The organism is Maribacter sp. 4U21 (assembly GCF_002742365.1).
Taxonomy (GTDB): Bacteria; Bacteroidota; Bacteroidia; order Flavobacteriales; family Flavobacteriaceae; genus Maribacter.
This window is the reverse complement of sequence record NZ_MDGN01000022.1, coordinates 33,593-46,261: the sequence shown is the minus strand read 5'-3', so window position 1 is coordinate 46,261 and position 12,669 is coordinate 33,593. Positions and strand designations below refer to the sequence as shown.

At 40.5% G+C, this 12,669-nt stretch carries 9 protein-coding genes; 1 reads left to right on the top strand and 8 read right to left on the bottom strand.

Annotation, left to right across the window (positions count from 1 at the left end; genetic code table 11):
* Window positions 1-70: 70 nt before the first annotated feature.
* Window positions 71-2,071, bottom strand: coding sequence for a DNA topoisomerase (ATP-hydrolyzing) subunit B (gene gyrB / locus BFP77_RS04060; RefSeq protein WP_099572792.1), 2,001 nt, complete (start codon window positions 2,069-2,071; stop codon window positions 71-73).
* A 490-nt stretch (window positions 2,072-2,561) separates the two neighbouring features.
* Entirely contained in the window at window positions 2,562-4,232 is a 1,671-nt protein-coding gene (asnB, locus tag BFP77_RS04055) for an asparagine synthase B (RefSeq protein WP_099572791.1), read from the bottom strand.
* Window positions 4,233-4,479: 247 nt separating this feature from the next.
* On the opposite strand from asnB, the gene BFP77_RS04050 reads away from it, so the two are divergent.
* Window positions 4,480-5,019 (top strand): DUF2911 domain-containing protein, encoded by a 540-nt coding sequence (locus BFP77_RS04050; protein WP_099572790.1) that lies wholly within the window; start codon window positions 4,480-4,482, stop codon window positions 5,017-5,019.
* Between the two features lie 76 nt (window positions 5,020-5,095).
* On the opposite strand, the gene BFP77_RS04045 is transcribed toward BFP77_RS04050, so the two are convergent.
* The 6 genes from BFP77_RS04045 to BFP77_RS04020 all read right to left on the bottom strand — a co-directional run bounded on the left by BFP77_RS04045 (window position 5,096) and on the right by BFP77_RS04020 (window position 12,650).
* The gene (locus tag BFP77_RS04045) at window positions 5,096-5,518 is read right to left on the bottom strand and encodes a hypothetical protein (RefSeq protein ID WP_099572789.1); all 423 of its coding nucleotides are present in this window, start codon (window positions 5,516-5,518) and stop codon (window positions 5,096-5,098) included.
* An 83-nt stretch (window positions 5,519-5,601) separates the two neighbouring features.
* Window positions 5,602-7,419: a DUF885 domain-containing protein gene (locus tag BFP77_RS04040; protein WP_099572852.1), complete on the bottom strand. Its 1,818-nt coding sequence runs from the start codon at window positions 7,417-7,419 to the stop codon at window positions 5,602-5,604.
* A gap of 34 nt (window positions 7,420-7,453) precedes the next feature.
* The gene (locus tag BFP77_RS04035; protein ID WP_099572788.1) at window positions 7,454-8,212 is read right to left on the bottom strand and encodes an NYN domain-containing protein; all 759 of its coding nucleotides are present in this window, start codon (window positions 8,210-8,212) and stop codon (window positions 7,454-7,456) included.
* Window positions 8,213-8,302: 90 nt separating this feature from the next.
* The gene (locus BFP77_RS04030; RefSeq protein ID WP_099572787.1) at window positions 8,303-9,607 is read right to left on the bottom strand and encodes an MFS transporter; all 1,305 of its coding nucleotides are present in this window, start codon (window positions 9,605-9,607) and stop codon (window positions 8,303-8,305) included.
* A 102-nt stretch (window positions 9,608-9,709) separates the two neighbouring features.
* Complete coding sequence (locus tag BFP77_RS04025) at window positions 9,710-10,813, bottom strand: OmpA family protein (protein ID WP_099572786.1); 1,104 nt, start codon at window positions 10,811-10,813, stop codon at window positions 9,710-9,712.
* Between the two features lie 82 nt (window positions 10,814-10,895).
* Complete coding sequence (locus BFP77_RS04020) at window positions 10,896-12,650, bottom strand: TonB-dependent receptor (RefSeq protein WP_099572785.1); 1,755 nt, start codon at window positions 12,648-12,650, stop codon at window positions 10,896-10,898.
* Between the last annotated feature and the right edge of the window lie 19 nt (window positions 12,651-12,669).

The window sequence follows — 12,669 nt, the reverse complement described above, 5'->3', positions numbered from 1 at the left end:
TTTTAAATTTTTACTAAAACTAAAAAACCTGAGTTGTTGCCGCAGGTTTTTGTTGTGTAAGTATCAATTTCTATGTGTCAATGTTCGCATAAACAGCATTTTTCTCAATAAATTCTCTTCTTGGCGGCACCTCATCGCCCATTAACATAGAAAATACGCGGTCGGTTTCCGTTGCATTTTCAATGGTAATTTGACGTAGGGTCCTAAAATCCGGATTCATGGTCGTATCCCATAATTGTTCCGCATTCATCTCACCCAGACCTTTATAACGCTGAATACTAACCCCTCCGCTGTAAGAATCCGCTATAGCATCACGTTCCTCATCATTCCAAGCGTAACGTTTTTTCTGTCCTTTCTTCACAAGATATAAAGGAGGTGTGGCTATGTAAACATGACCTCCCTCTATGAGTTCTCTCATATATCTAAAGAAAAACGTTAGGATGAGTGTTTCAATGTGACTACCATCAACATCGGCATCACACATAATCACCACTTTATGATAACGTAGTTTTTCTAGATTCAGGGCCTTACTGTCCTCCTCCGTACCTATGGTCACCCCCAGAGCGGTATAAATATTCTTTATTTCCTCATTTTCGAAAACTCGGTGAGGCATCGCTTTTTCCACGTTCAGAATTTTACCACGAAGGGGCAAAATTGCTTGGAACTTTCTATCGCGACCTTGTTTTGCCGTACCGCCTGCAGAATCTCCCTCAACTAAGAATACCTCGCACTGTGCGGGGTCTTGCTCAGAACAATCCGATAATTTCCCCGGCAGCCCTCCTATGCTCATTACGGTCTTACGCTGCACCATTTCACGGGCCTTAGTGGCCGCATGTCTGGCTGTAGCCGCTAACACAACTTTTTGTATAATGACTTTAGCATCTTCGGGGTGTTCTTCCAAATAATTGGTCAGCATCTCGGAAACCGCTTGACTTACCGCTGATGACACTTCCCTATTACCTAGTTTTGTTTTGGTCTGACCTTCAAACTGTGGCTCGGCGACCTTAACGGAAACTATAGCTGTTAATCCCTCACGGAAATCATCCCCTTGTATTTCAAACTTCAACTTATCTAACATTCCAGAAGAATCCGCATACTTCTTTAAGGTAGAGGTTAAACCCCTTCTGAAACCGGATAAATGTGTACCTCCTTCGTGCGTGTTTATATTGTTTACATAGGAATGCAAATTCTCCGTGTAACTTGTATTGTAAATCATGGCAACTTCCACGGGAATATCATTCTTTTCCCCTTCCATTGAAATCACGTTCTGTATCAGTGATTCTCTATTACCATCTAAAAACTTAACGAACTCCTTTAAGCCTTCTGTTGAGTGGAAGACCTCAGAAACGAATTCTCCTTTGTCATCTTTCTGCCTTTTATCCGTTATGGTAATGGTAACGCCCTTATTTAAATAAGAGAGTTCACGCATTCTGCTAGACAGCGTCTCGTAACTATACTCTATTGTCTGTGTAAAGATGGTAGTGTCCGGCAAGAAGGTAACCTCGGTTCCCCTATCTTCTTCAGTACACTCTCCTATGGTCTTCACCGGATATAGTGCCTTACCACGCTCGTATTCCTGTTCCCATATTTTTCCGTCCTTGAAGACCGTAGCCCTTAAATGACTGGATAAAGCGTTTACACAAGAAACACCAACACCGTGCAGACCACCGGATACCTTATAAGAATCCTTATCGAATTTACCACCTGCACCAATTTTGGTCATTACGACTTCTAGTGCAGATACGCCTTCTTTCTTATGCATCCCAACAGGAATACCCCTACCATTATCCCTGGTAGTAATGGAATTATCTTCGTTGATGGTTACCGAAATTCTATCACAGTGTCCACCCATGGCCTCATCGATGGAATTATCCACGACTTCATACACCAAATGGTGCAAACCTCTTACACCAACATCTCCTATATACATTGATGGTCGCATGCGTACATGCTCCATACCTTCCAAGGCCTGAATACTATCTGCAGAATAGTCCTTGCCTGTAATTTCTGGCACTTTATTTACCGCATCATCCTTCTTTGCCTCGTCCTCGTTTTTCGCTTCTTCGCTCATATAAATAAAAGTTGTTTACTTTAAATTTCGCAATCTTACAAATATACGGAATAGCCTATAGAATATAGCGTTTTGTCTATTTCACCATCATGAAGTTATTAACAAAAATTGTGGAAAATTAAGCCATATTTTGAATCGATAAAAAGGAGGTTAAAATTGAATTGTTCTGAGTTATCCTCGATAAAAGAAAAAACATTTTAGTGTAGGATTTATTCTTTCAATTTATAAACCTCTGTATTTCTTTTTAGGTTGATTTTTGGAAAAGAGAATCTATGTTTCTGCAATTATTTTATGAGATTTTATTGAAAAGTTGAAGGTATCCTATTCTTAATACAAACTGAGTGAAAATATGCACCGGTACAATACTTTTATCTTTAACATTCTAGAACTAGTAAAGGTGTCAACATATGACACCTTTACACGGACTAATTAAATAAAAAATACTACGCTCTTCGAAAAGAAAGCATAGCATTATCTTCCGATACAACGATTATTTTACATAAGCATCGTCATGCACGGCAGCCACTGCCCTACCGGACGGGTCGTTCATATTTTTAAAGGCCTCGTCCCACTCTAAGGCTATCTTGGTACTACAGGCTACCGAAGGTTCCTGTGGAACGCATAACGCAGCCGCATCTGATGGAAAGTGTTGTTCAAAAATAGAGCGGTAATAGAATTCCTCTTTCGCCGTAGGAGTTTGTAGAGGAAACCTGAATTTTGCATTGGCCAACTGCTCGTCAGAGACTTCGGTAGCAACGACCTCTTTTAGAGTATCTATCCAACTGTAACCAACTCCGTCCGAAAATTGTTCCTTCTGTCTCCAAGCAACACTCTCGGGCAGCATATCTTCAAATGCCTTACGGACCACCCATTTTTCCATACGCTCTCCATTGATCATCTTATCTTTGGGATTAATTCTCATGGCAACGTCCATGAACTCCTTATCCAAAAAGGGTACACGCCCTTCTATTCCCCAAGCCGCCAATGATTTATTTGCCCTGAGACAATCGTACATATGCAACTTATCCAGTTTACGCACCGTTTCTTCATGAAACTCCTTTGGGTTTGGAGCTTTATGAAAGTAAAGATACCCTCCGAAAAGCTCATCCGCACCTTCACCCGAAAGTACCATCTTAATACCCATGGATTTTATTACCCTTGCCATTAAATACATTGGCGTAGAAGCCCTAATGGTGGTTATATCATAGGTTTCCAAATTATAAATGACATCACGTATAGCATCCAGCCCTTCTTGAATGGTGAACTTTATCTCATGGTGTACCGTACCAATGTGATCCGCTACTTTTTGTGCGGCAGCGAGATCGGGAGATCCTTCCAAACCAACCGAAAAAGAATGGAGCTGCGGCCACCAGGCCTCTGTAGTATCATCTGACTCCACCCGTTTTTGCGCATATTTTTTGGCAATAGCAGAAGTTACAGAGGAATCCAATCCTCCGGACAGTAATACACCATACGGCACATCTGACATTAATTGTCTGTGAACGGCTGCCTCCAAGGCCTCCTTTATTTCCTGTATGCTGGTCTCGTTCTCCTTAACGGCATCATATTCCATCCAATCCCTAGAGTACCATTTTTTAAGCTCACCATCCGAACTATGCAGGTAATGCCCTGGGGGAAATAGTTCTATTTTGGTACAAGTCCCTTCCAACGCCTTTAATTCCGAAGCAACATAAAATGTTCCATTTTGATCCCATCCCATGTACAACGGAATAATTCCCATATGGTCACGAGCCACGAAGTACTCATCCTTGGCGGCATCATAAATGGTAAATCCGAAAATACCGTTCATTTCATCCAAGAAAGAAACTCCTTTTTCCTGATATAGCGCTAAAATCACTTCGCAATCGGATTCTGTTTTAAAATCATAAGTACCTTCAAACTGCTTGCGTAGTTCCCTATGATTGTAAATCTCTCCGTTTGCGGCTAGCACCAATGAACCATCGGCACTTAACAATGGTTGTTTTCCGGAAGCGGGGTCTACAATAGCCAAACGCTCATGCGCCAAAACAGCTTTCTCATTAGAATATATTCCATTCCAATCCGGACCTCTATGTCTAATTTTTTTTGACATTTCCAACAATTGAGGCCTTAAGACCTCTGTACTTTCCTTTACGTCGAATGCGCATACAATTCCACACATAATCTCTCTTATTATATCAATTTAAGAGTCAAATATGAATATAAACTTTCAATAATTAAACAATAACATGCATATCTATTACAATTATCAATTAAAATCTAAATTAAATAGTAAAAAAATTAGCAAATAACCGGTATTCTCTGAAAATTTAATCATTCTGTAAGGCAGGAAAATTTTAACGACTTTTTATCACATAAAACTGAACGAACTACTTAGTTTTGGAATACTTTAAAAACAAACATTAATTATGAAAAGATTATTAGTACTTACTACATTTATTTTTGCCTTGGTTTTTACAACCACCGCAAGCGCACAGAAATTTTCTGGATTGGATAAAAGTCCTTTGGATATGGCTTCTTACCCTAGCGACTACAAGGTTTCCGAAAAAGTGGTTAGAATTTCCTATGGTCGCCCACAATTAAAGGGACGTTCCCTATCTGAGCTTGCTCCTGTTGGACAAGTGTGGAGAACAGGTGCTAACGAAGCTCCTGAAATTACATTCTATAAGGATGTAAAATTCGGTGGAAAAGACATAAAAGCAGGAACCTATGCCTTGCTTACCATTCCAGGAGAAAAGGAGTGGACGGTAATTCTTCATAGCCAATTAAACCAATGGGGAGCTTATTTCTACGAGGATACTTTTGACGTAGCGCGTGTTACTGCTGCGGCAAGTACGGACGATAATGCTCTAGAAGAATTCTCCATCACTTTTAAAGAGGTAGATGGGGGCGCTCATATGGTCCTGGGTTGGGATATGACCCGTGTTGCGGTGCCAGTAATGTGGTAATACAAAAAGTTTAGAATTAAAAAGGCCGGAGCAATAGCTCCGGCCTTTTTTTATGAATGTAATGAATCTTGAAAATTTATTGTGGCGGTATTTTTCTGGTACCGCTAATCTTATATATTCCACGAGCTGAGGAGGTCTCTCCCTCGATAGTGTTTCCGCTTACCATTAAGACTACAGAAATACGTTCTAGACCCTCAATGTTCATATTAAATTTAATCATATCGTTGCTCACCTGTACATCTTGACCTGATAAGGTTCCGGTGTCCAATTGTACCTCAACAATATGTTCACCATTTTCTTCGCGAATAAAGAACATACCCGTTCTATATTCAGGAGAAGTACCCTCAGCGGTGTATAGCCATACCCCAAAAGGATTTTCCTTTTTTGTTGTACTTAACACATTGCCTGATGAATTGGAACTTGCGAAAGAGGTGTATACCACTGACATTACTGCAAAAACCAACATGGTAATCTTTAGAAAACTACGATACTTTTTCATCTTAGAAATGACTGGTTGTTTTTACATAACGCAGAAGTCTTAAAAATATTCCAAATCTTTAAACTTTTTAATGATGATAGATATCACTTCATGTTATTGATCCATTTATTGATTTTTTTCTCTAGCAATACTAAAGGCAAGCTACCAGAATTAAGTACTTGGTCATGGAAAAGTCTAATATCGAATTTAGCTCCCAGCGCTTTCTGGGACTTTACTCTTAATTCCTGTATTTTAAGTTGTCCTATTTTGTAGGATAACGCTTGGCCCGGAGTCGCCATATAGCGTTCTATTTCAGAAATGACCCCCTCTTCGGATTCCGCCTCGTTATTCAAGGAATATGCTATGGCCTCTTCCCTAGTCCAACCCTTTGCATTTATACCCGTATCCACCACTAGTCTAATGGCCCTGTGCATTTCCATACTGAGCATTCCAAAATATTGGTAGGGGTCTTCATATAATCCCAATTCTTTACCTAAAGATTCCGCGTACAGTGCCCATCCTTCTACAAATACGCCCATACTTTCTGGATGCAAAAACTCGGGTAAATTCGTATTTTCCTGTTGAAGTGATAATTGGTAATGATGCCCCGGAACGGCCTCATGAAGAAACAAAGCTTCATTCTGGAGGGTATTGAATTCTGCCACGTTGGGAATAGGTACATAAAAAGTACCTGGCCTAACACCGTCCTTGGATCCAGGCACATATTCAGCGCTGGCAGAAGCTTCTCTAAACGCTTCTGTCCTTCTTACTTCAAAACCTGCTTTTGGTTTAGTTGTGAAGACGGAATCCAGTCGGATATAAATTCGCTCCTTAATCGCATTGAAATTAGCGATTACCTCCTCTGGTTTCTTAAAAGGTTTTAAGTCTTCGTTAGCCCTGATGAACTCAAAAAATGATTTCAAATCACCTTTAAATCCTATTTCAGCTTTTACCTTTTCCATCTCTCCGCTGATTCGGGCCACTTCTTTTAGGCCTAAATCATGTATCTCGTCGGCGGTTAGTTTGGTCGTGGTGTGTAAACGTATCAAATAGTCATAGGTATCCGCTCCATTGGGTAAATCTCCTATACCGTCCGTTTCTCTACAGGCAGGCAAATACGTATCTCGCAAAAAACTGTGGAGTTCTTTATATTTTGGCACAAGTTTATCGGAAATAAAGGCGTCATACGCTTTTACTATAGCCTCTTGCCTTGCATCTGAAATAGTTTCAGGGATGTTCAGCACGGGCGTATAGAATAAATTATCCTCTAGAGGTACATCGATGAAGGACCGAACCTGAGGGAGCATCTTCAAAGTAAGTGTTTTTGGCAAAACGACATCCTGCTCCACACCTTCTTCCATCTTGGTGATACAGGTATCCAGAAAAACCAAATAGTCCTCTAAACGTTGCAACCAATTGCTATAATCCTTTTCCGTTTTAAAAGGCTGTACACTTGAACCCGCACCTAATTGCGCCATATATAAATGCAGCGATTGAATCTGAAATAAGGGCATTAATTCAAAACTAGGGAGGTCATAGATAGGAGAGGCAATCGTGGTCAGTGGGTTCATTAAACCCTCTAATTTAATACTACAGTCCCACTCCATCACCTTAAGGCTCATCCAGTTCTCAGAACTCAAACTTAAGGAGTCATACTGAGAAAGGACATCTAAAAAATAAGTGTATCGGTCTTTTAGGTGCAATTGATAATCATCAGAAATATAGTTGGCAACAGTGTCGTTATATTTTTGATACCCCGCTTTCGTAGCTTCTATGGGGTTAATACTTTTTTTGAAGGAATAAAACTCCGCGAACAGGCTATCAATAGCACCGTTGGCATCCGGTGTGGTAGACACCTGTTGCTCACTTTTACAACAAATCATGATAACAAGGATACCAAGAACATATAGTAGTTTTTTCATAATAGAACCTGTTAATTGTAAAAGACCCGCCATTTTATCTTGTAAAACGATTCTTTTTCTTCTCTTTTATCTTAACATAAATGAGTTTATTTCTTCCCTTGGAATCCTCTCTCCGCTCTATCTCAAAATTCGGGATGGAGTTTATTAGTGGTGTTAATTTTTGAAAGCCATAATTACGCGCATCAAAGTTGGGCTGTTTCTTTTGCAACAAACTACCCACATCCCCCAAAAATGCCCAACCGTCATCATCTGCCAAATCATCTATGGTATTGGAGATAAACTTAAGTTCCTTAGGCGTAATCTTGTCCACCCTGTTGGCCGTAGTAGATTTTTCACCCCCCGTTCCAGCAGATTCTTCTGCCTGACTTTTTAAAATTTCGATATAGATAAACTTATCACAGGCAACAATAAACGGGTTAGGAGTCTTACGCTCCCCGATTCCGAATACTTGCATACCGGCTTCCCTTAACCTAGTGGCCAAACGTGTGAAATCACTGTCGCTGCTTACGATACAAAAACCATTGACTTTTCCGGAGTATAATATATCCATAGCGTCGATAATCATGGCAGAATCCGTTGCATTCTTACCCTGTGTATAGCCGTATTGTTGTATGGGCGTTATGGCATTTTCCAGTAGTACGTTCTTCCATTTTCCCAAGCGAGGATTGGTCCAATCACCATAAATTCTTTTAATGGTAGGGTTACCGTATTTGGCTATCTCTTCCATCATTTCCTTCACATAGGCCGATGGTATATTGTCACCATCTATTAACACTGCTAGATTTAAATCCATTATTTCACTTTTTTGTAAAGGTAGCGTGTTTTATAACTGCTTGCCAATACGGACCTTTATAAGTTGATTTTTTTGTTTTCGGATATCGATTTATTGGGGATTATCGGCCTTTAAGGAACCAATCGCTAAAAAAGTCAAAAAACCGATTCCTAAATACCCTACCAATCTATACGAACCGAATGTAGAGAGACAAAGACTAAAAATACTTGGGGCTAAAGCACTCGCTAATATTAAGTAACTCATGATTTTCCCCGTAATACTTCCTAAGTGCGTCCTCCCGAAAAAACGGGGCCACGCCACCGCGTTCAAGACGGCGAAAAATCCGCCCAAAATACCAAAACCAGCAATAAGCATAGGAACACCCGCCGAGGTGGATAACAACAAAAATCCTAAGGACGCCAGGAAACCTCCAAAAAACATCAGATACAAATACAACTTTAGCAGAAGGTAGTTACTCAAAAAATTAAAGATAGTAGAAACGGTCACGGCCACCACCGAACCTGGCAGGAAAATGGAAATGGCATCTTGCTTTGAAAAACCCTCACTATCGAAAATAGAGACCACATGAAACGTGAGTCCGGTAATAAAAAAACTATTGAAAGCCAATGTAAGGCCATACATCCAAAAAGCTCTTTTCTTTTTAGCCTCTTGTAAGGTAAACTGCTGTCGCACCGTTATCTGCTCTTCAGCATCTACGGAAAGAGTATCCGCTCCGTCGGGCAGTAATCCATGTTGCTCAGGGGACACTTTATAGAAAATAAAGATGATGACACTAAAGAAAAACAACCCCACAGCTAAAAATTGCCATGTTGATTCCCACCCATAACCCTCTATTAAGCCATTGATCCATAAGGGAGAGGAAGAAAAACCGAAAGAAAGTGCCACACTGCTGAATGCATTGACCTTTCCTCTATTCTTATCGAACCAAATCATGATCACGTTTCTAGAGGCCATAGTAAGTACACCTTGACCGGCAAAACGTAGCATAAAAAACAATACCGTAATCAAACTAAAGGAAACTACCCAAGAATCCGTTGCCAATAATGCTCTTAAGTGCATACTCATCTTTGCGGACCATGAACAAAGAAACAGTGTAATCCCAAGGGTAAGGGCGGCAAAAAAAGCAACATACTTTGCTCCATAAAGATCAAACCAAACACCGGCCCTACCAATAACCAAAGAACTGGCTATGGTACCTATCATATAGGCGTTGCTGAACTGGTTTCTAGAAAGACCTAGCGCATCTTTTACAGGATCGGTAAATACAGAAACCCCAATAGTTTGCCCCGGTATACTACAGTATATTCCGATTGTTCCTATGACCAAGATAATGTATCCGTAAAAAATGGGGCTTTTTGCCGGGTCTATTAGTTGTTTTTGAAATATGTTGGGCATGAATTGAAAGCTAAAGACAAAAATACGCTATTGAAAAAGAGCAGCGAACCTGATTAACGAAGTTCTACATTAGTACCAAAAATATCGATTTCAACCGTGCGGTCAATAGGAAATGACAAACTCCACGCGTCTATTTGTTTTTCTACCAGCGCTGGTCTTATTCTCGTTAATTGGTTTTGCGCTTCCAAAACCTTTGTAAGTAATCCTATCCGCAGCGATACCCTTATGTATTAAATATTGAGCAACAGCCTTTGCCCTGTTCTCGGACAATAAAACATTATAGGTCTTGGAGCCAATAGCATCCGTATGGCCCTTAATCAGAATTTTCAGCGATGGGTTGTTGGCCAAATAGTTCCTTATTTCTTTCAGCTCTTTTCGTGATGATGGTATCAGCACGGTCTTATCAAAATCGAAGAGTACGTTCTTAAAGGTATTTGTTTTGTCCAGTTCAAATACCACCTTATTTTCCTTATCCTTTGATGTACTACTTTGCCCATCTACGGTTTCAACGGTTACCATATCCAGATAGTAATATGAGCCTTGGGTAATATTTCTTTTCGTGCGGAATTTTTGGGTACGTTTGTTATTTTTAAAATTTCCGATAATCATGTAATTCTCGGTCCCATTGGCCACAAATTCCTTTTCCACTAAGACCCAATCTTTTTTGTCCGAATAGAAATCGGAATATTTAATTTCGAAATAATTAGAGATATCTCCCCGTATTTTTGAGAGGTGCATTCTAGAGAGCACTTTTCTTGTAGCAACTGCCACCGGATACGATGTAAATTGAATACCAAATTCTTTGATGGCAAAATCGGAACGCTCTGCCAAGCTTACATAAAAAGACACTTTATAGCGCACCCCATCTTGTAGCGTCTGTACCAAACTCGCTTGTACGTATTCCCGGTAATCTTCCGGCGCATAGAAGTAAAGCCCTACGTAACCCACACCAAAATCGGCAGGTTGTTCCCCATTAAAATTTTTAGGCGTACCCATGGCTTGGCTACAGCCATTGAAATAATCGGTAGAACCCATGGTGGGTGATTTCCAATGAAGTACGTCGTTCTCTAAATTCCCCAGTTTTTGCGGACAATTCACAAAATTTTCAAAGCTTGGGTTTTGAACTAGGTTTTCAGAATTACTTTTTTGGGCATATCCCAGGGCACTGATAAAAGAGACCATTAAAAAGCACCACCTGTAGTTCATAAAAAACTGCTTAGATACCTCTAAAATAAGAAAATAGAATTCCTGAAATTTTATCTTGGCCGTTTCTTATCCGGCGATGCTCTTAAAAATCGAACTTATAGGTAGCTCCGCCTAGAACCTGAAAACCCAGTACCGGATAGTTCGCCCAACGCTGATAATTATTATTGGCAATATTGGCCGCCTTTACGAAGATGGACAATTGGTCGTTCAAGCGATGTCCTACATGGGCATTGGCATCAAAATAACTGTCTAACGTAATCAGTGTTGCCGGAAAATCCGATTGCGCTACATTTTGCACCACGACGGTGGAGAAATCTTCACGTTCCCCGACAAAAAAGAGGTTTGCCCCCATGTGCCATTTTTCACCTATCTGATAATCCATGAACAGGGACCCTGTTAAGTTGGGCAGGTTCCATGCGGGATTATCCGTCTCGGTATTATAATCGTAGACTTCGGCATTTATTCCCAAGGTAAAGTTGCGATTAACGTCAACATTCAACTCTCCGAAAATACCGATGGTTTTAATGTCATCATAGAACACTTCAAAGGAGTTACCAAAATAATATCCTTTTTCATCGTTCCTAAAGTTATTCTGCGGGTTCAATTTAAATAGGGAACTATTGTTTTCGGCCGTGTAAGAACCTTTGATATTATAACTAAGGTTAGGTAAGAATTGTCCTTTGATGCCAATATATGCATTGTATTGGCTATCGGTCGGGGCAATAGTTAAAGTAGGTGACACAAAAGGGTTTTCATTGACAAAATCATAGTAGGAATTTTGGCGCAACTCTCCTACTACGCCCCCATAGGCAATAACGGTTTCCTCTAGCAGTCTATACGAAGCCGTAACCGCCGGATAGATATAGAAATTACCCTCACTGTTCTCCAAATCCATTCCGTAGACAAGATTAACGCCTAGATTTAGAGCGAGGTCATCCCGTAACATGGTTAGACTAGGGTTGACACCAACCTGGAAATTACCATAGGCTATCCCCGCATCGTTATTGGCATTATTTACATTAGCATTCTCAAAGCTTCCACCTACGTAATCTACTTTTGCTTTTATGCCGAAGTACTCCTCGTTTAGTGGAAACTCGAAACCGGTATTAAAAATGGCCCTGTTCTCACCAGAACCCACCACGTCCCAAAACCTACGGTACTTAAGGTCCGCTCGCTTAAAAAAAGAATCATCCACGTTGATATGTCCCGCAGCTTCTGCCATAAAGTAATTCTGCCGCTCATCGATTCCGTCTGCCGTAGCCTGATTATAAACACCCTCGGGCAAACCGTACCAGTTATAGAGCTGATGTTTAACCCCAATATCGGCACCCCAGTCCAAATCACGGTCACGTTTCTTAAAAGAGGCATCCAAATTGGTATTGGAAAAAATATTATCCAATTGCAAACCGTCAATATCGCCCCTTGAGCTATTATGGTCCAACGCAATAGTGTAATTAGACTCCCTGTCAATCTCATGGCTCGTATAAAATTGCGCCATAATATTTGCGGGATTTCCACCACCTGCGGAAGCAAACGAATTAAAAAGTACTGGGGGCGGTGTTTTCTCCACTCTTGAGGCCGTCCCCTTAGAAGGGGTAAACGTCGATGCTACCGGTACCGAAAATATGCTGTACTCTATTTTCTTCTTTTGCAAGACTATGGAGTCGTTCAAGTTAGGTACGGACTTGATCTTAAATGCATCCGAAACCGTAGGAGTATAAGCTTTGGTGACCGTAACGGTCTCCGTGCCTATGTCATCGGTCTTATCATCCTGTGCAACAACAAACTGGGTTCCAAAAAACAATAGTGCAATACTTATTTTTATGCTTTTGTACATAGGTGTTCTATTACTTTGG